Here is a 24,815-nt window from a genome sequence, read left to right as displayed (position 1 = left end):
TAAGTACGATATACTTAAAGACTATATGATCGTTCGTTAAAACCTTACATCATTGGTAATCAAATCCTCATATGTCTCCCTTCGGACAGCTAACCTCGCTTCTCCGTCCTCGACAAATACGACGGCGGGCCGTGGAATTCGATTGTAGTTATTCGCCATCGAATATCCGTATGCACCTGTACAGAACACAGCGAGAATATCCCCGTCTTCCGCGACAGGCAGTGGCAGGTCCCATATCAGCATGTCTCCTGACTCACAGCATTTCCCTGCAACGGAAACCATATCTTCACACATCCGGTCGGCTTTATTCGCGATGATCGCTTCATATTTCGCCTTGTATAGGGCAGGTCTGATATTATCGCTCATTCCCCCATCAACCGCTACATATTTTCTGACACCTGGAACATCTTTCTGTGATCCCAAAGTATAAAGACTTGTACCTGCATCTCCTACAAGTGACCGACCCGGCTCAATCCAGATCTCAGGCATCTCTAAATTGTATTTCTCTACTTCCTCTTTCACTGCAGCAATCATTTCTTCCACATATTGACGAGGAGGAATGGGATCATCATCTTTCGTGTATCGGATACCAAATCCTCCACCCAGATTAATGACTTTTGGATGAAAGCTGTATTGAGAACGCCACAGGGCGACCTTTTCGATGATTTTCCTGGAGGCGAGAATGAAGCCCGTCGTTTCAAAAATCTGTGAACCAATATGGCAGTGGAGACCCAACAATTCAATTGCTTCTGAGTCCATCGCTGATTTCATCGCTTTCTCGGCCTGACCGTTCTCTAAATCAAATCCGAATTTTGAATCTTCCTGTCCCGTCAGGATATAATCATGGGTATGAGCTTCGATCCCCGGTGTTACTCTTAACAGCACCCTTGTGGCTTCTTCAAGAGATCGTGACAATTCACTCACAAGCTTCAGTTCATGAAAGTTATCGACGACGATACAGCCGATTTTATGTTCAATGGCCATCGTCAGTTCTTCCCTTGACTTGTTATTCCCATTAAAATGGATCCGTCCTGGAGGAAACCCTGCCTTCAGGGCCGTAAATAGCTCTCCTCCAGAAACGACATCCAGGGACAATCCTTCTTCATCCATTATCTGAAAGATCCCGATACAGGAGAATGCTTTGCTGGCATAAGCTACTTCCGCCTTCACCCCGAGGGATTCAAAGGTTTCTTTAAATCCTCTCGCACGCTCTCTGACAAGTTTCGTGTCATATACATAAAGGGGCGTACCATATTGAGCGGCCAGGTCTCCGGTACTGACCCCGCCTATCATTAAGCCCCCGTTTTTTATTTCTGCTGATCCATGAAGATGCATGAAACGTTTCATTCCCCTCTATAGTCCACTACTAATTAAACGTAATTTACCACAGAATAGGAATTGTTGCAATATTCTAAGATTTAGCAGGCTGTTTGTATTTATTTCTCGGCTGGACGATACTTGGTCGAATTTTAGACCCCGGTACCGACTTCCTGACGAGAATCTGCATAAACGCCTTCGGACTGAAAGGCAGCAGCGGCCATAGGTACGGGGTATTGAGGGATTTGATATTCGCTACGTACAGAATAAACAGGGTACTTCCAATCATCAAACCTGGAATATGGAAGAACGCAACCATCACCAGGAGAAGAAGCCTTGCTATCTTATTCGCTACACTCAATTCATAACTCGGAGTGGCAAACGTACCGATCGAAGCGACAGCTACATACAAGATGACTTCAGGCTGGAATAGCCCAACATCGATGGCAATCTGACCGATCAGGACGGCGGCGATCAAACCCATGGCCGTCGAGAGAGGGGTCGGGGTATGAATGGCGGCGATCCTGAACATCTCCACCCCAAGGTCAGCGATGAATAATTGAACAATCACGGGAATATTGGTTTGTTCCTGAGGTCCGACATATTTAATCACATCCGGCAGCAGTGATGGATCAAGTACAAACAGATACCATAACGGAAGAAGGAAAAGGGAAGCAAGCACACCCATGAATCTTGTCCATCTTACAAATGTCCCTACAGCAGGTGATTGTCTATACTCCTCCGCATGCTGCAGATGATGAAAGAACGTGGTAGGTGTGATGATGACACTCGGCGATGTATCGACAAAGATCAGTACATGCCCTTCTAGCAGGTGTGTCGCAGCCACATCCGCTCTTTCTGTATATCTGACCAGCGGATATGGATTATACCCTTGTTTCACCAGAAACTCTTCTATTGTTTTATCCGCCATCGTCAATCCATCAATTTTTATACTTTTTAATTCTTTCTTGATCACTTCAATCAAGCACGGGTTGGCCACGTCATCAATATACGCAATCGAAATATCCGTCTTGGAACGCTCCCCGATACGGAATATTTCAAACCTCAGCCTGGGATCTCTTATTCTTCTTCTTGTTAAAGCTGTATTGACGATGATATTCTCGACATAACCGTCACGGGACCCGCGGACAACCTTCTCCGTATCGGGTTCTGACGGTTGTCTTCCCGGATAACTCCGGACATCCACGATCAGCGCCTCTTCATATCCTTCAACAAATACGGCAATCAAACCGGAAAGCACTTCATCGACTGCTTCTTCAATCGTTTTTACAGGTTCGACGGATTGATGCACAAGTCGATTATGTACAATATCGTATAATCTGCTTGTAGCCCGCTCATGATCATTGATTTCCACTAGTTCTTCTACAATTTCAATGATATAGGATGCATCGGTGAGCCCATTTATATAATAAAAATGAACACCTTTTTTCAAGACCATCAATTTACGGACACCGATGTCAAAGCTTGTGTTCAACCCTACGTGCTCTTTCATATAATCTTCAATGACTTTTAGATCTTTAGGTATCGGTGTTTCCTTCGTCTTTTGAGGCATGATACCCGCTCCTTTCTAAGATGATCTCCACTGCTTTTTTCGTAATGGGGGCGCCTTGGGAGTAATGATCCCGCTTGGCCATTTTCCCTATGTCACCAATTCCGACAATCACCGGCACATCCAGTTCATCAAGGCAGTAAACAGTATCCCCCGTCAATCTGCCCACATCCATTTCAGGTACACCGAATTTATCGACACCGTATGGAGTCAACTCCCCGAATTTATCAATGCAGACATCCACCCTGGTCCATTCCGCCTGCCTGGTTTTACTTGCTACCGCAATAATTCCGAGCACGTCTATTTCCGGATGATTCGCAACATACTTAAGCGCCCTTTCACCTGCGCCTTCCCCAATGAATCCACTATCATCAAACATCACAAAGACAGGGTCGTTTTTGGCTCTTTGAATCAGCTTTACAATTTCAGGTCCCGATAACACAGAGGGATTGCCTTTAGAGCTTGAGATACATCTTCCCCCATACCCTTTCGCCACACATTCGATGGCGCGCTTGGCGTATTCATCCCCATCTGTTATCAGGATCACTTTCCTTTTATTGTCCATACGAAACCCCTGCCTCTTGCAAATTATTGATGAACCAAGTAGAGCCAATGAAATAGAGAACCAAAAATCTTTCCGAACACGATCGCCATGATCAGTATCACAATCTGTCCATCAATCCCGATTCGTTTGGCCAGGATGGGAAACACATTCAATACTTCCGTCAAGGCGGCAGCCAACAGTCCGATGAACACCCCACTCATGAGGCCGATTGGGATAAGGACCAATGGTGAAAAATGGAGAGTGTAATCATTCAGGCTGATGAATCCTCCCGCAAGTGCTCCAGTAATGACGGCCATCTCGTAGTAATGAATCATTTTCATTGTTTTGGTCAATTGAGTTAACCGGGGAATGATACCCAATACGGTTAAAAATGCAACGAATCCCGAGCCTACAGCGAGCCCCCCGGCAAAACCGATAAATACGGTGATCAATACATTAATGGTCATCCAGTTTCTTCTGACTTTCTTTATTTTCGTGCATGATCACGTATTGATCTAAATCCTGCTGGTAGTTAAACATTTCAACTTCAAGAGGGCTCGGCTCTTCATTGAGTCTTTTTCGAAACACATGATTGAAAAATAAAATCATTCCAAGACCTAAACCAAACGAGTAAGGAACCTGGAATAATAAAGGGTGGGGATCCACCCCTCCCGTCACAAAATGATACAGCCTTTGATGAACTTCTCTCATACTTACATCTTCATGGAAATTCATTATCGCCAGGGCCGCACCGATGAATAATAGTAACCAAACGCCAATGAATAAAGGGAGAGAGACTTTCTTTTTCTCATAGATCACTTCTATAATGCTTTGAGTAGGCCCGATCGTTTGAATATCCAGGTCTGGGTATACTTTGCATACCTCACTGATGACCTTCATGACATCCACTACGACAATGTTCTTATCTGAAGGGGTCACTTGATGAATCGGGATTTCCTTTATATCTTCCACAATCGTTTCAGATGCTATGATTTGCGCCAGCTGAGAAAGCTTGACCATGCTCTCTTCCCTTACCTGCACTCGATGGCGTAAGCGTATATACAAAATACCTTCCATGCAGTTCACTTCCTGAAAACATGATTTTCCCTTCGTACCAATAGTATGGATTAACGTGATTTATTTATGTAATGTCCTCGGGGACGATGGGACAAATGGGTGAACGAAACGTCGGGCTGGAATTGATGGGAAGGACTGTAGCGGGAGATTGACGGAAAAAATCCCAAGCAAAAAATAACCTTGTGGATTCCATTTACTGGATCCACAAGGTTATTTTGTCTAAGGTTCTGAATGCATATGTTCTTTCATCGTTTGTAAGATTTTCTTCTCAAGTCTTGACACCTGAACCTGGGAAATCCCCAGCCGATCCGCTACTTCCGATTGGGTCTGATCTTTGTAATACCTTAAATACACGATCAGCCGCTCCCGATCCTCCAATTCCCGGATGGCTTCCTTCAGGGCAATCTTATCAAACCACTTATTATCCGTATTATCGGCAATCTGATCCAAAAGCGTGATGGGATCACCATCATTTTCATAAACCGTTTCATGGATCGAAGAAGGGGCACGACTCGCTTCCTGGGCCATGATCACCTCTTCAACGGAATACTCTAGATGGTCGGCAAGCTCACTGACAGTCGGGACCCTCCCGAACTTTTTGGAAAGTTCATCCTTCGCTTTCCTGATTTTATTCCCCATTTCCTTCAGGGAACGACTCACCTTCACTGTCCCATCATCACGAATGAAACGCTGGATCTCTCCGATAATCATCGGAACCGCATACGTCGAAAACTTGACATCGTAGCTTAAATCAAACTTATCCACTGATTTCAGCAACCCGATACTGCCTATTTGAAAGAGATCATCAGGCTCATAACCCCGATTGAGAAAGCGTTGGACGACGGACCATACAAGGCGCATATTCTTCTGGACGATCAAATCCCGGGCGCTCTGGTCACCTTCCTGACTTTTCTTGATCAGGTCTTTCACCTCGTGATCTTTCAAAAAGGTCTGTTCCTTTTCATTTTTCACTTCGACATCCATGGGCACGACTCCTTAATTGCATAGCGCTTTACTATTGGTCAAGTGCTTCTTCAGCCTTACCGTGGTGCCTGTACCTGGGTGTGATGACACTTCTATTTCATCCATGAAATTCTCCATGATCGTAAATCCCATACCGGAACGCTCAAGCTCCGGCTTGGAGGTGAAGAGTGGTTGACGGGCTTCTTCCACATCCCCTATCCCGATTCCTTCATCACGGATGGTCATATCAATGAACCCATCCTCTTCCATGATCACGGAAATATAAACCGTCCCATTCGGTCTGTTATCATACCCGTGAATGATGGCATTGGTCACAGCTTCTGAGACGACGGTCTTGATTTCAGTCAACTCATCCATTGTCGGATCGAGCTGGGCAATAAATGACGCAACAGTCACGCGGGCAAAGGATTCATTTTGGCTTAAAGAACTGAATTGAATGTTCATTTCATTTCTCATATTATGCGACCCCCAATCTTTGTAATGCATTTTCTTCAGATGGCTCAAGACGAATGATCTTAAACAACCCTGACATTTCAAATAATCGGTTTACAGAAGGGGAAATCGCACATACCACCATTTCTCCATGCTTTTGCTTGATCTGCTTGTATCGACCCAAAATGACACCCAACCCGGAACTATCCATAAAGCTTAATTCCTCTAAATTCAAAATGATATGCTTTACATTCTCACTTTCAATCAGGCTTGAAGCTTTTTCCCTGAGTTCATCGGCAGTGTGATGATCCAACTCACCACTTAAACGGACACACAGTACATCTTTTTTGACTTCTAAGTTAATAGCAAGACTCACTATCAGAAAGCCTCCTTCTCTGTCGTATAGTGAGTCATTTCGCTATTCTTTTAGTAAATTCCTTCTCCATGACAAAACTAGAAGGAATTCGTCATAATTAGAGGTTATTTTCTGAAGCTCATTACTTTCCTACCTTCGTAAAAAGCCCAAAGGATTTTTTATATAATTCCCACCAGCTTGCATCGTTTACATTTTTCTTGGCAACGAGGGTGCTTTCCACTACTTTTTTCCCTTTATTCATCACCACGAGCGTCCCGACTTTGTCTCCTTTTTTAATCGGAGCTTTCAAGTCTTTCGATAAGGTGATCTTCTGCTGGATTCCATCTAATTTTTCACCTTTTTGGGTAAGGAGTGAAATCGGCTCTTCCGTTACGGCATCCACCTTATTCTCCTTCCCTTTTGAAACTTTCACCTTAGCCAGAGAATCCCCTTTTTTGAAGAGAGGTTTGGTCGAATACTGATTGAAGGCATAATCGAGCATTTTACTGACCTCATTGTTCCGTTCCTTTGGTGTAGGGGCACCGAACACGACCGCAATCACTCTCATGTTGTCTTTCTTTGCCGTCGCCGTCAGGCAATATTTCGCCTCATTCGTGAAGCCTGTTTTCAAACCATCCACACCGTCATAAAAACGGACCAATTTATTCGTATTCACAAGCCAGAATTTTTTATCCGACCCTTCACGCAGGTAAGATTCATAGCTGCCTGTGAATTTTGTTATTCCATCATATTTTAGAAGTTCCTTCGCCATCATCGACATATCATGGGCCGAACTGTAATGATCTTTGGACGGTAATCCTGTCGGGTTTTTGAAGTGAGTTTCCTTTAACCCGAGCTCTTTCACCTTTTTGTTCATTTTTTCAACAAATGCTTCTTCACTTCCTGCAATATGCTCTGCCATCGCGACTGAGGCGTCATTGGCCGAGCCAATGGCAATCCCCTTCAGCATTTCTTCTACCGACATGCTTTCACCCGGCTCCAGGAAAATCTGTGATCCGCCCATCGAGGCAGCATATTCACTTGCACGCACTTTATCATCCCACTTGATTTGACCTTTTTCGAGGGCTTCCATGATCAGAGTCATGGTCATGATCTTGGTCATGGACGCAGGTGCCAGCTTTTCATGGCTGTTCTTCTCATAAAGCACCGATCCAGTATCACGCTCGATCAATATGGCTGATTTCGCCACGTCGGCGAGCTCCGATTTCTTCTCCTGGGCAAATCCCATAGAGGGAAATAGAAAAGCTGTCAAAACAAATGTCACCACTATATACGCAAAACGTTTCATCCAACTGTCCTCCAATCAAAATCTCGTTAATATTCAATACTCATAAATCCATTTTTTCCATCCTCATCATTTTTATACAAACATTGGTAAAAAAGTAGGGGGGATTGAAAGCTTGTGATGGCAGAGGGGGAGGAGAGTGTAGAAGGGTGGTTTGTTGAAGAAATGGGAAGCGGTTATTTAAAACTCAACAAAAAAAGCCCCTGCCGAAGAGTGATAATCCCTTCGGCAAAGGCTTCGTTAAAAACTAAAGATCAACCCGTGATTTCAGTATGAATCAACGTTGGTGCATCAACATGCTCAGAAGTCACTTTAATGCTCTCATAAAGCTTCTCTTTCACATTGTCGATATTTTCTTCATTGCTGTAAATGGTGGCAAGGGAATCTCCCGCTTTCACCTCATCACCAATTTTCTTGCGAAGCTCTAGACCGACAGCTAAGTCGATCACAGAATCTTTCGTTGCACGGCCTGCTCCAAGCCACATGGCAGCCGTTCCGACTGCGTCGGCCACGATTTCAGACACATACCCGTCCTGTTTCGCTTCAAGCTCGATCTTATACTTAGCTTGAGGCAGCTTGGATGGTTCATCCACAACGGAGGGATCTCCACCTTGTGATTCAAGGAATACCTTGAAATTCTCAAGAGCCGATCCGTCCTCAATCGCTCCTTGTAATAACGCTCTTGCTTCTTCTAACGTTGATGCTTTCTCTGCTAAGAATACCATGTGGCTTCCAAGAGTCAGGCAAAGTTCCGTTAAATCTTCAGGACCTTCACCTTTCAACGTATCGATCGCTTCCTTCACTTCAAGGGCGTTCCCAATGGCATAACCAAGGGGCTGACTCATGTCTGAAATGACCGCCATCGTTTTTCGTCCGACGTTATTCCCGATGTTCACCATGGCTTTCGCAAGGTCCTTAGAATCGTCCAGCGTCTTCATGAAGGCACCGGCTCCGGTTTTCACATCAAGTACGATGGCATCGGCTCCCGCTGCGATCTTTTTACTCATAATCGAGCTTGCAATCAGAGGGATGCTGTTGACCGTTGCCGTCACATCACGCAGTGAATACAACTTTTTATCTGCAGGTGTCAAGTTACCGCTTTGACCGATGACAGCAAGTTTATTCTTATTCACCAGACGGATGAACTCGTCGTTTTCGATTTCCACATGGAAGCCTTCTACGGATTCAAGCTTATCGATGGTTCCCCCGGTATGACCAAGACCCCTTCCACTCATCTTCGCTACAGGGACACCTACTGATGCCACAAGCGGCCCTAGAACAAGTGTCGTTGTATCACCGACTCCTCCGGTGGAGTGCTTATCCACTTTGATTCCTTCAATGGCGGACAAATCGATCTGATCGCCTGATTCCACCATGGCCATCGTTAGATCCGCTCTTTCTCTATCACTCATATCTTTAAAGAAAATCGCCATCGTCAGGGCGCTTACCTGATAATCCGGGATGCTTCCGTCTGTATACCCCTCTACGATGAATTTGATTTCTTCCGTAGATAATTCTTTTCCTTCTCGTTTTTTCTCTATTAAGTCAACCATTCTCATTGCCTTCACCCACTCTTCTAGTATTAATCAGCGTTTATAATGATTTCACGATCTCTTTTACATATGAAAGGAAATTGGCACGGACCATTTCCGTCGTTTCCATGACTTCATCATGGGAAAGAGGCTGATCCAGAATCCCTGCAGCCATGTTTGAAATACATGAAATCCCCAGTACCTTGATTCCTGCATGACGGGCCACGATGACTTCAGGTACCGTTGACATTCCGACTGCGTCCCCACCCAACGTACGGGCAAGGCGAACTTCAGCAGGCGTTTCATACGTAGGGCCGGTATTGCCCACATAGACCCCTTCCTGCACTTCAATCGATAGTTTCCCAGCGATTTCTTTCGCTTTTTGACGAAGTTCTTTACAATACGCTTCTGACATATCAGGGAATCTTGGCCCTAATCGGGAGTCATTCGCTCCAATAAGAGGATTGCCGCCCATATTGTTGATATGATCGGAAATCAGCATCAGATCCCCCGCCTGGAAGCTTTCGTTCACGCCACCGGCTGCATTGGTCACAATCAATACTTCGACGCCCAGTTCTTTCATGACACGAACAGGGAATGTCACTTTATCGAAACCATACCCTTCATAGTAATGGAAACGCCCTTGCATAGCGACGACTTCCTGTCCGGCTAGTTGGCCGAATACCAGCTGTCCTGCATGACCGGCTACTGTTGAAACTGGGAAATCCGGAATTTCTTTATATGGGATCTTCACTGAGTTTTGTATTTCATCTGCCAGTACACCAAGTCCTGATCCAAGGATCAATCCTACCTTAGGCTGCCCTGTATATTGATTTTTCAAATGATTTGCTGCATTTTGGATGTTTTCGTAATTCATCTTATTACTCCTTTTCAACGTAAAGAGGAGGAAATGAGCTTTTCGCTTCATCCCTCTCCCGCTCGTATATTTTCTTTCTATTTTTTATTTCAATTGTGTCAGGAAGCTTTGGCCGAACTTCGGCATCTTCACATTAAAGTTATCAGCAACCGTTGCCCCGATATCTGCGAATGTTTCAGAGATCGGCAGTTCCTTTCCTTCTTTAAATCGCTTTGAATAAACAAGAAGTGGAACATACTCACGGGTATGGTCTGTCCCTGGGGCAGTAGGATCATTTCCATGATCGGCCGTGATGATGAGAAGATCATCTTCCTTCATTTTATCGAACACTTCCGGCAGTCGCGCATCGAATTCTTCCAACGCTTCCCCGTAGCCTTTGGGATCCCGACGATGTCCATACAACGCATCAAAGTCCACAAGGTTCAGGAAACTGAGACCCGTGAATGACTGATCGAAGGTTTTGATGAAACTGTCCATTCCGTCCATATTATGCTTCGTGCGGATCGAATCCGTCACACCTTCACCATTGTAGATATCTGAAATCTTTCCGATGGCGATCACGTCCAGCCCTGAATCTTTCATTTCATTCATGACCGTACGCTCAAACGGCTTCAGCGCATAGTCGTGGCGATTAGATGTGCGTTTAAACGCTCCCGGCTCACCCACGAACGGACGGGCGATTACACGTCCAACGAGGTATTCCTCTTCTTTCGTGATTTCACGGGCAATCTCACAGATTTTGTACTGCTCTTCAATCGGGATGATGTCTTCATGAGCTGCAATTTGAAGAACGGGGTCTGCAGATGTATACACAATGAGTGCCCCTGTTTCCATATGCTCTTTTCCTAATTCTTCAATGATTTCAGTACCACTGGCAGGCTTATTTCCAATGATCGTCCTGCCTGTTTCCGCTTCCAGTCTCTGGATCAATTTTTCTGGAAATCCATCCGGATACGTCTTGAACGGCTTATCGATATTCAGCCCCATAATTTCCCAGTGACCGGTCATCGTGTCTTTCCCGACTGACGCTTCCTGCATTTTTGTGTAGTATGCAAGTGGTTTCCCTGCCTTCTCAATACCCTTCACTTCTTTAATATTGGAAAGGCCGAGCTTAGCGATATTCGGCATATTCAGTCCATTCATGTGTTCAGCAATATGACCAAGCGTATCTGATCCCTTGTCGTTGAACAGTTCTGCATCAGGCGCTTCGCCGATACCGACCGAATCCATTACGATCAAGTGAACCCGTTTGTATGTATAGTTGCTCATTATAGTAAACCTCCTATATATTAATCCTTTTTAAAAAAGCGGTTACATTTTCGACCTTCAAACGTATCATACCCTTATCTGCTTTGAAGCAATCGACAGGATTTAACGTCAGAAGTCTGACATCTATATTCTACTTTTCCCTCCCCAAAAAAACAAGAGAGATCCCTTAAAGAATCGTAATTTCTTTAGTGGGATCTCTCTTCATTCTTTTAAGCTCTGGGATGGAATTGTGAATAGACATCTTTTAAGCGTGTTTTCGTCACATGTGTATAGATTTGGGTCGTGGAAATGTCTGCATGACCCAGCATTTCCTGAACCGCCCTGAGATCTGCCCCATTCTCCAACAAATGAGTGGCAAATGAATGGCGAAGCGTATGAGGTGTCAAATCCTTCTCGATATTGGCTTTCTTCGCAAGGGCCTTTAAATTCTTCCAGAAGCCTTGTCTTGTCAGCCCTTTCCCATGGTGATTCAGAAATAAATGATCATCACGGTGCTTCTTGCTCCGTAATTTCAGACGTGCATCACCTAAGTATTTCTCGAGGACATCCATGGCCGTCTGCCCGATCGGGATGATCCGCTCTTTGTTCCCTTTTCCGATGCACCGGACAAATCCCATGGTCAAATGGACGTCTTCCAATTGAAGCTGGATGAGCTCGCTTACCCGTATCCCCGTCGCATAAAGAAGCTCAAGCATCGCCTTGTCCCTCATCCCTAAGGGTGTCGATTCTTCAGGGGCTTCGAGTAGGGCCTCCACTTCAGCGATGCTCAAGATCCTCGGGAGTGTCCTTTCGGTCTTTGGTGTCTCGATATGCACAGTCGGATCCTGTTCCGTCGCCTTTTCCCTCAATAGGAATTGATGAAAGGACCGGATTGATGCCACATGGCGGGCAACGGTCTTTGAAGATTTCCCCTGATTTTTCAAATGCCCGAGAAATTGAAGGATATTCACCCTTGAAACGGCGTTCAATTCCGCCACTTCTTCAACCTTTGATAAATATAAGGCATAATTCTTCAAATCGCGTTGATACGACTCGATCGTATTCTTTGCAAGCCCTTTTTCTACTATTAAAAAGTGCATGAAATCTTGAATATGGTCTTCCACACTGCATTACTCCCCGTTCATATAAAAAAATAATAATCGGTCATACCAATGGCTTTCTTCCTCTGTCACGGAAGAATAAACCTTTACCGCTGCACCCTCTGGCTCATCATATTTGTGATAACCTTCGTATTCTTCGCTTATCCACATGATACCATAGTAAAACAAAATCGTTGAACCCGTAAATAAAATAAACACCTTAATGGTCTGCCACACCAATTGAATCCCTTTTATCATCCTGTCGTCCTCCATATTCGCTTGCTTATTAATACAAGCTATGACGATTTTGAACTGATTTATACCTTATGGAGTCAGAAACCGTGAAAAATTCCGGGAGAGTATGAAAAAAGCCTTAAAGAGTATGTATGGGATGTTTCCAATTCTAGAAACAACACAGGGGTCTTTAAGGCTTTCCGGCATCATTTTATTCTTCTGGATCCTCTTCTTTATCCTGACATCTGGAACAAATGCCATGAAAGGTGAGGCGGTGGTCTTTTATTTTAAACTTCCAGTCTCGTTCGACAATCGTTTCCACGTCTTCTAAAAGATCATCTTGAATTTCATCGACAGCTCCACATTCAATGCATACTAAATGGTGATGGAAGTGGGCTGCCCCTTCTTGCCTGAGGTCATATCGCGATACACCATCGCCAAAATTGATTTTATCTACAATTTTCAGTTCAGACAGCAATTCCAATGTACGATATACGGTCGCCAGTCCAATTTCCGGAGATTTTTCCTTAACGAGGAGGTATACATCTTCGGCGCTGAGGTGATCTTCTTCATGTTCCAATAACACGCGTACCGTAGCTTCGCGCTGTGGCGTAAGCTTGTAGCTGGCAGAATGAAGCTGTTTTTTTATTCGTTCAATGCGGCTTTCCATAGTCCTCTCCTCCCTCGTCAATGTCTTTACTATTATATCAAAAAGGGAGGAATAAGCAAAATAAAATAATTATAATCAAACAAATAAAATGATTCTTATATAAGAATCATTTTATTTGATTTTCCCTATGACCGCTTCCATTAAAGCAGGTGAAAGATAGGCTTCAATACTTGCGGCGACGGTGACGATTCCGATGGCCACCACCATGAAGATGACGTATCTGGACAGAAACGGGATCATCTGGAACTGCATGGACGACGTCTGCCTCATAAAGATCTTCCGGATCAACGTCAGGGAGAAGTTCGCGCTGATCGCACCTATGAAAATAAATGCCGGAATGATGATGATATTTTGTGGCAGGACGCTCACAAAAGACAATAAAAATCCGCTCCAGCCCATTTGATTCACAAGAAAGCCGACAGAAAAGCCAACGACGACTCCCTTCATAAATAATAGGACGAAGATGAGGGGCAGCCCGATAATCGAAATCCCAAGGAGCCACATCAATCCAAGATACTTTACATTATGGAGGAAACTCTGACGGAAAAGCTCTTCCGCTGACGTCATACTTCCATCCTCCATCTCACTAAAGAACTTACTTAAATAGAAATAAAGGTCTTCCTTTTGGGCAAATGATAAAGAATTCACGACAATCGCACCAAAAATGATCCCCATTAAAAACAATGTAATGATAAATAAATAGATCGAGGAATGTGCTTGTACATGTTGGACGAGTGGATTTGAATTTGATATTTTTTTGCGCATCACAGTGCTCCTCCTAGATATCGATTACTAATCTATATGTAAGGCGGGAGAGGTTTATTCTACTCTATTGAACTTCCATTAGGATAAACGTATAATCATATAAACCCCAATGGGAGGAATATAACATGACCAAGCCAAGCTTAATCGAATTTCCCGATCGGATCGAAACGCCACGCCTTTATATCCGGCCGTGCATGCCTGGTGACGGTTCAGCCGTGTTTCGTGCCATTGCGGATTCGCGAAATGAGTTAAAACCATGGCTCCCCTTCGCCCGGAAAGAACAGACCATTGAAGAGGTGGAGGCCGGCGTGCGGGAATCCTATGCAGATTTCATTAAGAAGACCGATATCCGACTGCATATCTATCTGAAAGAAACGAATGAATTCATCGGGTCCACAGGACTTCACCGAATCGATTGGGATGTACCTAAAGTGGAAATCGGGTATTGGCTCAACTCACGGCATACCAAAAAGGGGTATATCGTGGAAGCCGTGAAGGCGTTGACCCATTTCGCCCTGCACGACCTTTCCTGTAAGCGTGTGGAAATCCGCTGTGATGTGAGAAACACTGCCTCTCGGAGGGTGCCTGAGAGGCTTGGGTTCAAGCTTGAGGGGGTCATAAGGAATGATCATCTTGATGAAAATGGGACGGATGCACGTGATACATGTGTGTATTCCCTGATTCCAGGGGACCTCGATTAAACATTTCCATCCAAAAAAGCTGGCCCCCCTCTCAACGGGAGTCCAGCTTTCTTCACATCATCTGTTATTTCCCCAACTTCTCTAGCTGCAGATATTGAACCGCATAAGCCGTTTTCGCATCATAAATCCGCTGTTCTTTAATGAGCTGCAGTGCCTCTTCTACTGTCACTTCAATCAACTCGACAAATTCATCTTCATCCGTTTCTTTCGACTCCAGGATTGGATGGATATCGTGAGCGATATACAAGTGAACGAGCTCATCCGCAAATCCAGGTGAAGTATAAAATGAGATGAGATGCTCCAGATTTTCACATCCGTACCCTGTTTCTTCTTCCAATTCACGCAGAGCCGTTTTATCCGGCTCTTCACCCGGCTCAAGCTTTCCAGCGGGTATTTCGATGATGGATTTCTCCAACGCTTTGCGGTACTGCTCCACCATCACTATTTTCCCTTCCAGTGTCAATGCGATGACCGCTACTGCTCCGGGGTGCTTAATCAGTTCCCGCTTGGATGTCTTGCCGTTTGGAAGCTCGACTTCATCCACTTGAAGATCAATGATTTTCCCTTGATAGATCGTTTCTGTTTTAATGGTCTTTTCTTCGAATTTTTTCATCATTCAACTCTCCTTGTTCTGTCATCGACCTTGTCCTCATACATTTTACCATATCCCATTGGAGGATCGAGGTGAAAACCCTTGAAGGTGATTGCTGAAAAGGACCGGATCATCCTGGTAGGGAAAGCATGGGAAATCAAGGCGAAGCTGAAGGAATATCATCAGACCTACGTTACTGTCAAGGAATGGATCGACGCCAATCGTTGAAGGCAGCCGTTTTCTTTGTTTATTCGTCCCCACTTTCGTTAATATAATAGAGAGTGCTAATGTTGAAAGGACGGATACCATGGAAAAAAGACAAATAGGTCATTCCGATTTACATGTATCAAAAATGGGGCTCGGCTGTATGTCCCTAGGAACAGAAGAGAGCGCCGCGAAGGAAATTGTGCAGCACGCTTTAGAAAATGGAATCAATTATCTTGATACTGCTGATTTATATGACTTTGGGCAAAATGAAGAAATCGTCGGCAACGCCATTCGTGATGTCCGGGACGACATCATCCTGGCCACAAAAGTGGGTAACCGCTGGGATGACGTGGAGGACGGCTGGCGCTGGGATCCTTCCAAATCCTATCTCAAGTCTGCGGTGAAGGACAGCCTATCACGCTTGAAAGTGGACTATATCGACCTTTACCAGCTTCACGGAGGGACGATCGAAGACAATTTTGAAGAAACGATCGAAGCATTTGAAGAGTTGAAGAAGGAAGGCTTGATTCGCCATTACGGAATCTCTTCCATCCGGCCGAATGTCATCAAGCGATTTCTAAGTTCTTCTTCCATTGATAGCGTCATGATGCAGTACAGCTTGCTGGATCGCCGTCCGGAAGAATGGATGGACCTGTTGGATGAAAATAAGGTGAGCATCGTGGCCCGTGGACCTTTGGCAAAAGGGCTTCTTTCCGAAAAGATGCTGTCTAAAGCTTCTGCGAAAATGAAGGAAGATGGCTATCTGGACTACTCTTATCAAGAGCTTGAAGAAACACTGAAGTCCATTCATGGGAAACTGGGGGAAAACCGTTCAATGAACGAACTTGCCCTTCAATATATTCTCGCTCATGAGTCGGTGGGTGCTGTCATCCCGGGCGCAAGCTCCGTTCAACAGCTTCAGGAGAATATCGACGCAGTGAATGCGGGACCTTTATCTACCGAAGAGCTCGATGTGTTAAAACAGTTAACCAAATTATCACGATACGAGCAACATAGGGACTGAGTGAACACAAAAATAAGCGGGTCAGGGTTTAGTGGTTCCCTGCCCGCTTATTTTTTTCATTCCAGCTTAACGCCTTCTTCTCAAGGTTCTTCACAAATTGATCCTTCCCTTGAATGTAGCCCTCCATATCGTGGGGGAACTTCTTTGCAAGCATTGATTTCAGGTCACCATACCGTTTGGCTTCCCCGTCAAATTCCCTCAAATAATCACGAAACGCCAAGTGCCTGACTACATGATCGATTCCATAAGGGAAAATATGAAGATGTACCGCTCTTTCATTCCCTTCTCCTTTATAGAAGTAGCGGCGGTTCGGGATACCATTCTCACCTTTTCCGACATACCCCAATTGATTGAATTGTTGTCTACGTTCATCAACGCTCTCTAAACCTGGTACCTCTATCATTATGTCTATGATCGGTTTAGCAGCCAATCCCGGTACGGAGGTTGAACCGATATGATGAATGGTTGCTTCAGGAAGGACCTTATTCAGATTGCGTTTTTCACTTTCAAATTTCTCCTGCCAGTCTGCTTGATGAGGCACCACTCTTACCTCCCGCATCAATCCTTGTAGTTCTTCCAATTCATATTGCTTTCATTCAACAGCTCTTCGAAACTTTTATTCTTCTCACGCTGTTTTTTCTCTTCGATTTTCCGGAGGCGCTCTTCTTCCTTCTTCACAGACTCTACTTTTTCAAGCTCAGCCTTCTTCTGTTTCAGCTGTTCGAAGATGTCCCCGTTGATGGAATTCTTTAACGTCAATTCGGCTTCCTGTTTCTTTTTCTTGGACATGTTCTGATTCCCCCTATCTGTCATAGTTATAAATCTTTTTTCCTCTTTAGTCAAAAGGCAGGCTCAAAAAAAAGCCGGTCAGAAGGGGTACCCTCCCCCTTCTAACCGGCTCTCTCCATCAAAACGCTTCCAGTACCACGTCATCCCCTACGATCAACTTCGCATCCGTGGATGATTGGATATCCTCCACAGAGAAGCCGTTCGCCACTTCCCGAAGCAGTAGGCCTTCCTCCGTTACATCCATTACGGCGCGATCCGTGATGATGCGGTCAACGACGCCTTTTCCTGTCAGAGGCAGGGTGCATTCTTTCAGGATCTTGCTTTCACCAGCCTTATTGACATGTTCCATGATGACGATGATGCGCCTGGCTCCGTGAACGAGGTCCATCGCTCCGCCCATCCCTTTGATCATTTTACCCGGGATCATCCAGTTGGCAAGGTCCCCGTTTTCGGCTACTTCCATTCCACCAAGGATGGCGATATTGATATGCCCTCCACGGATCATTCCGAATGACTCCGAGCTATCAAAGTAAGAGGAGCCCGGAATCGCCGTAACAGTCTCTTTACCGGCGTTGATGAGGTCGGCGTCGACTTCATTTTCACCCGGATATGGTCCGATTCCTAGTAATCCATTTTCAGATTGAAGGACAACCTGTTTGTTTTCTGTAATGTAGTTGGCTACCAGCGTAGGCATCCCGATTCCTAAGTTGACATAGAAACCATCTTCTATTTCCTTTTCCGCTCTTCTTGCGATTCTTTCACGCATTTTGGCACGATCCATCCCGTTCCACTCTCCCTTCTATGCTTGTCTCACTGTTCTTCTTTCAATCCGTTTTTCCTGCTCGGCCTGTATCAGACGCTGCACGTAGATGCTCGGTGTGTGCACTTCATTCGGGTTGATGTCCCCGATCTCAACCAGTTCTTCCACCTCAGCGATCGTCACTTTCCCCGCCGCTGCAATCATCGGATTAAAGTTCTGCGCCGTCTTGTTGTAAATCAGATTCCCCATCTTATCGGCCTTCCACGCCCGAACAAGGGAGAAATCGGCTGTATAGGCTTCTTCCAACAAGTATTCTTTCCCATTAAATGTACGGGTTTCTTTTCCTTCCGCTACCGGTGTCCCGACTCCTGCAGGCGTGTAGAATGCAGGGATCCCTGCACCACCTGCGCGGATCTTCTCGGCAAGCGTCCCTTGGGGAACCAATTCCACTTCAAGCTCACCTGACAATACCTGTCTTTCAAATTCTTTGTTTTCTCCAACATAAGAGCCTATCATCTTATCAATCTGCTTATTTTTCAATAATAAACCCAGGCCCCAATCGTCTACCCCGCAGTTATTTGAAATGACGGTCAGGTTTTTCACTCCTTTTTCCACAAGGGCAAGAATGAGTTTTTCAGGGATCCCGCACAGACCGAATCCTCCAACCATCAATGTTGCTCCATCGTGAATATCTGCCACCGCTTCGTCATATGAAGTGTATACTTCTTTCATTGTATTCCCTCCTCCAGTCTTTATTTATGAAGTTCAACGACTGTTGCCACTCCCTGTCCTCCACCGATACAAAGGGTAGCGAGTCCGTTTTGGACTCCTCTCTTCTTCATTTCATGAATCAGTGTCACAAGGATTCGTGTACCGCTGGCTCCAATCGGGTGACCAAGTGCAATGGCTCCCCCGTTTACATTAAGGGCATCCTTTTTGAATTGAAGCTCTTTATCCACCGCCAATGATTGAGCGGCAAATGCTTCATTGGCTTCAATCAATTCCATATCCTCAATGGTCATCTTTGATTTTTCCAATACTTTTTTCACTGCGGCAACAGGTCCGATTCCCATGACGCTCGGATCTACACCCGCATTGGCATTTCCTTTGATCGTTACGAGTGGCGTGATGCCAAGTTCGTCTGCTTTCTTCCTGGACATGACGACAACAGCAGCGGCCCCATCATTGATGCCCGATGCATTACCGGCTGTCACTGAGCCATCTTTTTTGAAGGCCGCCCGAAGACCCGATAACTTCTCAGCCGTTGATCCTTTGCGTGGGAACTCATCCTGTTTGAACACAACCGGATCTCCTTTTCGCTGCGGGATGGAAACCGGGACGATTTCATCATCAAACCGGCCGGATTCAATGGCTGCAGCAGCTTTTTGCTGACTCCATGCAGCGAATTCGTCCTGTTCTTCCCGTGTGAGAGAGTAACGGTCACATAGATTTTCTGCCGTCACGCCCATATGGTAATCATTAAAGGCACACCATAAACCGTCTGATATCATGCTGTCGACGACTTTCTGGTCCCCCATCTTGTATCCTTCTCTTGCTCCCTGTAGCAAATATGGAGCCTGACTCATATTTTCCATTCCACCTGCAACGATGATATCTGCATCCCCGGAAAGGATTGCCTGCGTTGCGAGGTGAACCGTTTTTAATCCTGATCCACACACTTTATTAATCGTCATGGCCGGTACCTGCTCAGGCAGTCCCGCTTTGATGGATGCTTGACGGGCGGGATTCTGTCCTAATCCTGCCTGCAACACATTCCCCATGATCACTTCATCCACATCATTCCCGCTTAAACCAGCCTTCTCCAGGGCATCTTTAATGACAATCGCTCCAAGTTCCGGAGCTGAAATACCTTTTAAAGATCCGTTAAAGCTTCCGATGGCCGTGCGTACTGCACTCACAATGACAACTTCATTCGACATCGTTCTTCCTCCCTTTCTCTTCTGACTGATGTGCTTGCGTATTCATTACCTATAAAACAGTTCCACTTTAACTCATTCTATGTAAGCGGTTAAATTCCTCTAAATTCGCCAAAAAATATTTATATTGATTTATATGTCGAAATTTTCTTAAAATGGAGGGGGAGGAGTGAAATGATGAACTTACCTAAAAAAGCCACAATCATTGAAGTAGGTCCGAGAGACGGCTTGCAAAATGAAAAGAACTTTGTCCCGACGGACGTTAAAAAAGAATTTATTCTTCGGTTGAAACAATCAGGTGTGAACGAAATGGAGCTGACTTCGTTTGTTTCCCCTAAATGGGTTCCACAAATGCAGGATGCAGGTGAGATTGTCGATGCCTGCATGACCATGGATTCACGCGATATCGTTCTTGCACCAAATAAAAGGGGGATTGAGCGGGTATATGAAACAGGATGCCGTTCTGTAGCCGTCTTTGTCGGTGTCAGCGATTCCTTCAATCAAAAAAACATTAATAAAAAGACTGAGGAAGCAATGAAAGGACTGGCTCCTCTCATTGCGGAGCTGAAAGAAAAGGGCTATTTCGTGAGAGCCTGCATTTCGACCGCTTTCTACTGCCCATATGAAGGGAAGATCTTGCCTGAGGCTACTCTTTCCCTTTGTAAGGAATTCGTTTCATTAGGTGTGGATGAATTGAGTGTCGCCGATACGGTGGGACGGGCCAATCCGTCTGAAGCCTATCATCTCTTTTCATTACTGAAACAAGAATTACCCCACACACTTCTTACGGCTCATTTTCATGACACCCGTAAGATGGCGCTCGCTAATATACTTGCGTCGCTCGAAGCGGGAGTCGACCGCTTTGACACAAGTGCAGGCGGACTCGGAGGCTGCCCTTTCGCCCCAGGTGCAACAGGGAATGTCGCGACGGAGGATGTCGTATATATGCTTGAGGAAATGGGGGTTTCCACAGGGGTTGACCTTGAGAAGCTCGCCCTTGCCATCGACGTCGTGAAACCTCATATCAGCCGTCCTGTGGAAAGCGGATATTACCGACTTTATGAATTGAATCAGTAGTGCATATGTCCTCTCTCCTCCGAGCATTCTAAAGGGGATAACCTTTAAGGAGATGAGTCACATGAGCCAAAAACGCGACAAAGGATTCAGTCAAAAAGGCAAACCGAATGCAGATACGGTTTCTAACACCATGGCGAAAGAAGAGCTGGATAAAGCCATTCACCCTGCTAAAGGGCAAAATGCCAAGTCATAACTGTCAGATCTCATTCACCGTGAAAAAAAGTGTCTCTTTCTGTAACGGGTTCGGTTTTCGAGTACAAACTTGATTCGCCCGTAAATGAGCAGTCCAATTCGCAACTGAATTGGACTGCTTCTTTTTGTTGATATATCAATGTATTAACTAACGGAGCAGTTCTTTTAATCAGTATGTTTTTAGTTGGGGGAAATGTTGTTTGTTAAAGTAAACCAGCAATGAAGCATACTGCTTAGATGATCCCATTTTGGCGGTAGATTTATAAGCGGAGAAATTCCGGCTAAGGCAGCTGGAGGAATGTTAAAACGCTGAAATAAGCGGAGAAGTTCCGCTTAACTGCTTAATATGGAACAATATCTAACGAATATTTTACTATAAGCGGAAAAACTCCGGCTATTATTCGTGAAATAGCGGCATTTTCCGATTTAAACGGAATTCTCCCGCTAATTTTCAAACGCCAGGTAACCTGCTCTCCTTGTTCAACATAAGGGTTGCTAACCTTTAATAAAGAATGATGATAAATAAGGTTCGAATCTTAATGGCTCCGAGCTTTTCACTAACTTCACTGTTGAAGTGTCTACTAATCCAACTGAAAATTACCGCGCGAAAAACATTGCTAATTCAAATTTTGCACTTCAAAACAGAACTCGTTACTCTTTCTGAGGTACTTTTTATTATGCGAATAAAATTCCTCTTTTTTCCTCCTTTTGCTACAATATGAGTAAACGATATTCCTTGAGGTGACGACATGCGAAAAAAACTTGCGATTCTGGGCGGGACCCTTTCTTCCATCGGTCTGCTTGGGGTTTATATAACCAATCGATTTATGTATTTACCGAAAAAAGGGGATGACTTCATCCGGGCACGTGAAACGGAATCAACCCGGCTGATCGAAGAGGAATATGATTCCCTCCCTAAAGAAGAGGTAGTGATCCCTTCCCGGTACGGATACGACATAAAGGCGGTTTTCGTGAACCCTCACCCTCATAAAAAATTCATGATTTTTTCCCATGGGGTGACGGAGAATAAGTTGAATTCCATTAAATATATGAACCTTTTCATCAAACAGGGGTTCAATGCCGTGATTTACGACCACAGGCGTCACGGGGAATCCGGAGGTAAGACGACAAGCTACGGTTATTTTGAAAAATTCGATCTGAAGTCTGTTGTGGATGAACTGATCCGCCGGGAAGGGGATGATGTATTCTTCGGGATCCACGGTGAATCGATGGGAGCTGCGACTCTGCTTCTTTATGCCGGAAGTGTGGAGGACCGAGCTGATTTTTATATTGCCGATTGCCCCTTCTCCGACTTCGGTGAACAGCTTGCCTACCGTATGAGTGAGGAAGTGAAGATGCCGGCAAAGTTCCTCCTTCCCCTCGTGGACGGTACGCTGAAGCTGCGACAGGGATACACACTAAAGGATTTATCTCCCATTTCGGTTATTCAAAACATCCGGAAACCTGTGTTATTTATCCATAGCCAAAATGATGATTTCATCCTGCCTCAAATGACAAAGGATCTTTTCGAAAAAAAGCAGGGACCAAAGGAGTTGTTCCTCGACTTCAGCGGGACCCATGCCCAGTCATATAATGACAACCCTGAACAATATGAGGAAGTGATCCAACGTTTTCTGGAGCAGTTTGTACCAACCGACAAGGGAGAGGTCTCATGATTCCAACCGATTTCAAATTAAAAATGCAAACTATGTATGGCGATTCCGGTCGAGAGTGGTTATCCCACTTGGCAGGTCTACTGGACTCATTAAAAAAGCGATTCGATTTAACCTACAGTGAACCTTTTTCACTAAGCTATAATTTTGTAGTGCCGGTTCAGACCGGGGGTGAACAGAATGCCGTTTTAAAGATCGGGTATCCGAACAATGATTTCTCCAATGAGTTTCATGCCCTACAGGATTTTCAAGGAAAAGGGATGGTGAAGATGCTCGACTACAGTAAGGAAGAAGGCTGGATCCTTTTAGATCGACTCATGCCGGGACCTTCCCTTCACTCTATTGATGATGAAGAAGAGGTCCTCTCTATCTTCGCCCATACTGCCAAGGGACTTTGGCATAAACCTGTCAGCACCCACCCCTATCCCACGGTTCAATCCTGGTCAAAGGGCATCGGGAGGTTACGGGAACGATTTAACGGAGGAACCGGTCCCATTCCTCCGGAGCTCGTCGTGAAAGCTGAAGCGCTTTATCCGGAGTTACTGAATACGTCCACTGATCGCTATCTTCTTCACGGTGATCTTCATCACGGAAACATACTCTACTCCGCTTCTTCCGGTTGGACAGCCATCGATCCCAAAGGATTGATCGGCGAAAGGGAATATGACTGCATTCAGTTTATGTTGAATGAATGGGAGAAATGGGATGCCCCGTTAAAGCTGCTCCGATATAGGACAGAGACTATCGCTTCCCTCCTTTCCCTCTCTTATGAGCGGCTGATTCAATATGGATTTTGTCATTCCATTCTGTCTGCGTGCTGGTCTGTAGGGGATGGACATGATGGATGGAAAACCGGAGTTTCTTTGGCGGGGATGTTTGAAGAACTGTTGGGTGAGTAATGGATAATCTCCATTACTTACCCAATAAAATGGAATTATATGTTAATATTTATATAACTAGTTATACATGGGGTGGATTCTATGAGAGAGATTGCATTGGCCTTCGGGAATATCTTTGGAGGAATTGTGCTTATCGCCATCTTCGCTTCTTTGTGGGGAAGATTTGAGGACTATTTCATTGTCAAATTAACCGCCTTGCGTCAGCAGCTCTTTCTCTTCTTCCTTACCTTTTTCATTGAAATTCTTTTTCTTCTTACTGTCTATTTCTTTTTCCACCTGGCTTTTTTGGATGCCCTGTTCATTTCTTGCACCGTCTTCCTATTTTTCATCTGGGTGATCCCCTACCATGCTCACTTCAATATGAATACAGACTTGTTATTTTTGAAAAAATTCGGGCTTTCTTCTTCTATAAGGATTTTCAAGCCTGTCCGCTCCCCTTTTTTCACAGGGACTCTCCTCTTTTCGGTTTTCGGTTTCATTGTTTTATTTTGTGCGTATTTTTGGTTTTAAGAATACAAAAGCTCCGGCATGCACCGGAGCTTTTGCCCTCTATTCCTCAGGGTACATCAAAAAGTTCATTCTCCCATTAATGATCTGCCCGGGGCTTTTTAATTGGAATGTATTGCTTTGGGAAGAAAAATCGATTTTCAGCTCTTCATCCAGGAAGACCTGCTTTGATTTTTCTACGAGGATTGGATAACTGTTCGTGTCGATCTTGATGTCTTCACCTTCCACGGGATGATGGACAAACCACAGGGTAGGAATGCCGCTCACCACACAGCCGCAGCCTTCTGTATCATATTTTAGTTTCAGGTGTCCTTGTTTGTTTTCTATTTTACCCTTGATCTTTTGGGTTGCTTCGTTCGTTAGTTGGATTTTCATTCGACTCTCCTCCTCTGTCCTTTATCCTACCACATATCATTTGTTCCTTTTAGAATATTGCTTTTTTACTC

General features: G+C 44.9%; 30 protein-coding genes. 7 read left to right on the top strand and 23 right to left on the bottom strand.

Features of this window, described 5'->3' with window-relative positions; translation table 11 throughout:
- Window positions 1–36: 36 nt before the first annotated feature.
- The 16 genes from lysA to spoIIM all read right to left on the bottom strand — a co-directional run bounded on the left by lysA (window position 37) and on the right by spoIIM (window position 14,011).
- Window positions 37–1,335: a diaminopimelate decarboxylase gene (gene lysA, locus ATG71_RS13155; RefSeq protein WP_098439970.1), complete on the bottom strand. Its 1,299-nt coding sequence runs from the start codon at window positions 1,333–1,335 to the stop codon at window positions 37–39.
- 76 nt (window positions 1,336–1,411) lie between these two features.
- Window positions 1,412–2,890, bottom strand: coding sequence for a spore germination protein (locus ATG71_RS13150; RefSeq protein ID WP_179886531.1), 1,479 nt, complete (start codon window positions 2,888–2,890; stop codon window positions 1,412–1,414).
- Complete coding sequence (gene spoVAEA, locus ATG71_RS13145; RefSeq protein ID WP_079533066.1) at window positions 2,856–3,452, bottom strand: stage V sporulation protein SpoVABEA; 597 nt, start codon at window positions 3,450–3,452, stop codon at window positions 2,856–2,858. Before spoVAEA ends, ATG71_RS13150 begins: the two co-directional genes overlap by 35 nt.
- Before the next feature lie 23 nt (window positions 3,453–3,475).
- Window positions 3,476–3,898 (bottom strand): stage V sporulation protein AB, encoded by a 423-nt coding sequence (locus ATG71_RS13140; protein WP_098439968.1) that lies wholly within the window; start codon window positions 3,896–3,898, stop codon window positions 3,476–3,478.
- Window positions 3,888–4,508 carry a stage V sporulation protein AA gene (locus ATG71_RS13135; RefSeq protein WP_034758209.1) on the bottom strand — a complete coding sequence of 207 codons (621 nt, stop codon included), beginning with the start codon at window positions 4,506–4,508 and terminating at the stop codon, window positions 3,888–3,890. The genes ATG71_RS13140 and ATG71_RS13135 overlap by 11 nt, the downstream gene beginning before the upstream one ends.
- Window positions 4,509–4,727: 219 nt before the next feature.
- Window positions 4,728–5,492: an RNA polymerase sporulation sigma factor SigF gene (gene sigF / locus ATG71_RS13130; RefSeq protein ID WP_098439967.1), complete on the bottom strand. Its 765-nt coding sequence runs from the start codon at window positions 5,490–5,492 to the stop codon at window positions 4,728–4,730.
- Window positions 5,493–5,504: 12 nt separating this feature from the next.
- Window positions 5,505–5,948 (bottom strand): anti-sigma F factor, encoded by a 444-nt coding sequence (gene spoIIAB, locus ATG71_RS13125; RefSeq protein WP_034758205.1) that lies wholly within the window; start codon window positions 5,946–5,948, stop codon window positions 5,505–5,507.
- A 1-nt stretch (window position 5,949) separates the two neighbouring features.
- A complete protein-coding gene (gene spoIIAA / locus ATG71_RS13120; protein ID WP_034758203.1) occupies window positions 5,950–6,300 on the bottom strand; it encodes an anti-sigma F factor antagonist in 351 nt (116 codons plus the stop codon).
- A 121-nt stretch (window positions 6,301–6,421) separates the two neighbouring features.
- Window positions 6,422–7,588 (bottom strand): D-alanyl-D-alanine carboxypeptidase family protein, encoded by a 1,167-nt coding sequence (locus ATG71_RS13115; RefSeq protein ID WP_098439966.1) that lies wholly within the window; start codon window positions 7,586–7,588, stop codon window positions 6,422–6,424.
- A gap of 251 nt (window positions 7,589–7,839) precedes the next feature.
- On the bottom strand, window positions 7,840–9,144 hold the full coding sequence (locus tag ATG71_RS13110; RefSeq protein ID WP_098439965.1) for a pyrimidine-nucleoside phosphorylase: 1,305 nt from the start codon (window positions 9,142–9,144) through the stop codon (window positions 7,840–7,842).
- A gap of 34 nt (window positions 9,145–9,178) precedes the next feature.
- On the bottom strand, window positions 9,179–9,994 hold the full coding sequence (locus ATG71_RS13105; protein WP_060672283.1) for a purine-nucleoside phosphorylase: 816 nt from the start codon (window positions 9,992–9,994) through the stop codon (window positions 9,179–9,181).
- A gap of 84 nt (window positions 9,995–10,078) precedes the next feature.
- Window positions 10,079–11,263, bottom strand: coding sequence for a phosphopentomutase (gene deoB / locus ATG71_RS13100; RefSeq protein ID WP_098439964.1), 1,185 nt, complete (start codon window positions 11,261–11,263; stop codon window positions 10,079–10,081).
- Between the two features lie 209 nt (window positions 11,264–11,472).
- Window positions 11,473–12,366: a site-specific tyrosine recombinase XerD gene (gene xerD, locus ATG71_RS13095; protein ID WP_098439963.1), complete on the bottom strand. Its 894-nt coding sequence runs from the start codon at window positions 12,364–12,366 to the stop codon at window positions 11,473–11,475.
- 6 nt (window positions 12,367–12,372) lie between these two features.
- On the bottom strand, window positions 12,373–12,600 hold the full coding sequence (locus tag ATG71_RS13090; RefSeq protein WP_098439962.1) for a YqzK family protein: 228 nt from the start codon (window positions 12,598–12,600) through the stop codon (window positions 12,373–12,375).
- Window positions 12,601–12,787: 187 nt separating this feature from the next.
- On the bottom strand, window positions 12,788–13,246 hold the full coding sequence (gene fur, locus ATG71_RS13085; protein WP_034758188.1) for a ferric iron uptake transcriptional regulator: 459 nt from the start codon (window positions 13,244–13,246) through the stop codon (window positions 12,788–12,790).
- 111 nt (window positions 13,247–13,357) lie between these two features.
- Window positions 13,358–14,011, bottom strand: a complete 654-nt coding sequence (spoIIM, locus tag ATG71_RS13080) for a stage II sporulation protein M (protein WP_098439961.1) — start codon at window positions 14,009–14,011, stop codon at window positions 13,358–13,360.
- 125 nt (window positions 14,012–14,136) lie between these two features.
- Here spoIIM and ATG71_RS13075 point away from each other — a divergent pair, with 125 nt between their 5' ends.
- Entirely contained in the window at window positions 14,137–14,712 is a 576-nt protein-coding gene (locus tag ATG71_RS13075) for a GNAT family N-acetyltransferase (protein WP_098439960.1), read from the top strand.
- A 64-nt stretch (window positions 14,713–14,776) separates the two neighbouring features.
- Here ATG71_RS13075 and ATG71_RS13070 read toward each other — a convergent pair whose 3' ends face one another.
- Complete coding sequence (locus tag ATG71_RS13070; protein ID WP_098439959.1) at window positions 14,777–15,325, bottom strand: NUDIX hydrolase; 549 nt, start codon at window positions 15,323–15,325, stop codon at window positions 14,777–14,779.
- 81 nt (window positions 15,326–15,406) lie between these two features.
- On the opposite strand from ATG71_RS13070, the gene mciZ reads away from it, so the two are divergent.
- Both mciZ and ATG71_RS13060 read left to right on the top strand, forming a co-directional pair.
- On the top strand, window positions 15,407–15,532 hold the full coding sequence (mciZ, locus tag ATG71_RS13065; RefSeq protein ID WP_098439958.1) for a Z-ring formation inhibitor MciZ: 126 nt from the start codon (window positions 15,407–15,409) through the stop codon (window positions 15,530–15,532).
- Window positions 15,533–15,611: 79 nt separating this feature from the next.
- Window positions 15,612–16,535 (top strand): aldo/keto reductase, encoded by a 924-nt coding sequence (locus ATG71_RS13060; protein ID WP_098439957.1) that lies wholly within the window; start codon window positions 15,612–15,614, stop codon window positions 16,533–16,535.
- Window positions 16,536–16,563: 28 nt separating this feature from the next.
- On the opposite strand, the gene ATG71_RS13055 is transcribed toward ATG71_RS13060, so the two are convergent.
- The 5 genes from ATG71_RS13055 to ATG71_RS13035 form a co-directional block, all read right to left on the bottom strand.
- Window positions 16,564–17,094 carry a GrpB family protein gene (locus tag ATG71_RS13055; protein ID WP_098439956.1) on the bottom strand — a complete coding sequence of 177 codons (531 nt, stop codon included), beginning with the start codon at window positions 17,092–17,094 and terminating at the stop codon, window positions 16,564–16,566.
- On the bottom strand, window positions 17,094–17,324 hold the full coding sequence (locus ATG71_RS13050) for a YqkE family protein (RefSeq protein WP_094075198.1): 231 nt from the start codon (window positions 17,322–17,324) through the stop codon (window positions 17,094–17,096). Before ATG71_RS13050 ends, ATG71_RS13055 begins: the two co-directional genes overlap by 1 nt.
- Window positions 17,325–17,442: 118 nt before the next feature.
- Complete coding sequence (locus tag ATG71_RS13045; RefSeq protein WP_483295340.1) at window positions 17,443–18,090, bottom strand: CoA transferase subunit B; 648 nt, start codon at window positions 18,088–18,090, stop codon at window positions 17,443–17,445.
- Window positions 18,091–18,123: 33 nt separating this feature from the next.
- Complete coding sequence (locus tag ATG71_RS13040) at window positions 18,124–18,816, bottom strand: CoA transferase subunit A (RefSeq protein ID WP_034758170.1); 693 nt, start codon at window positions 18,814–18,816, stop codon at window positions 18,124–18,126.
- Window positions 18,817–18,836: 20 nt separating this feature from the next.
- Complete coding sequence (locus ATG71_RS13035) at window positions 18,837–20,024, bottom strand: acetyl-CoA C-acetyltransferase (RefSeq protein WP_098439954.1); 1,188 nt, start codon at window positions 20,022–20,024, stop codon at window positions 18,837–18,839.
- Window positions 20,025–20,198: 174 nt separating this feature from the next.
- On the opposite strand from ATG71_RS13035, the gene ATG71_RS13030 reads away from it, so the two are divergent.
- From ATG71_RS13030 to ATG71_RS13020, 4 genes are all read left to right on the top strand, one after another.
- A complete protein-coding gene (locus ATG71_RS13030; protein WP_098441822.1) occupies window positions 20,199–21,098 on the top strand; it encodes a hydroxymethylglutaryl-CoA lyase in 900 nt (299 codons plus the stop codon).
- Window positions 21,099–21,159: 61 nt separating this feature from the next.
- Window positions 21,160–21,291: a hypothetical protein gene (locus ATG71_RS23750; RefSeq protein ID WP_258261711.1), complete on the top strand. Its 132-nt coding sequence runs from the start codon at window positions 21,160–21,162 to the stop codon at window positions 21,289–21,291.
- Between the two features lie 748 nt (window positions 21,292–22,039).
- Entirely contained in the window at window positions 22,040–22,966 is a 927-nt protein-coding gene (locus tag ATG71_RS13025) for an alpha/beta hydrolase (protein WP_098439953.1), read from the top strand.
- Window positions 22,963–23,862, top strand: a complete 900-nt coding sequence (locus ATG71_RS13020) for an aminoglycoside phosphotransferase family protein (protein ID WP_098439952.1) — start codon at window positions 22,963–22,965, stop codon at window positions 23,860–23,862. Before ATG71_RS13025 ends, ATG71_RS13020 begins: the two co-directional genes overlap by 4 nt.
- A gap of 549 nt (window positions 23,863–24,411) precedes the next feature.
- Here ATG71_RS13020 and ATG71_RS13010 read toward each other — a convergent pair.
- On the bottom strand, window positions 24,412–24,744 hold the full coding sequence (locus ATG71_RS13010; protein ID WP_098439950.1) for an iron-sulfur cluster biosynthesis family protein: 333 nt from the start codon (window positions 24,742–24,744) through the stop codon (window positions 24,412–24,414).
- Window positions 24,745–24,815: the final 71 nt, after the last annotated feature.

Origin of the sequence: Bacillus sp. es.034 (genome assembly GCF_002563655.1) — a bacterium.
GTDB lineage: Bacteria > Bacillota > Bacilli > Bacillales > Bacillaceae_B > Rossellomorea.
Note: the sequence above shows the minus strand (reverse complement) of the source record. Positions and strands in the feature narration are given on the sequence as shown.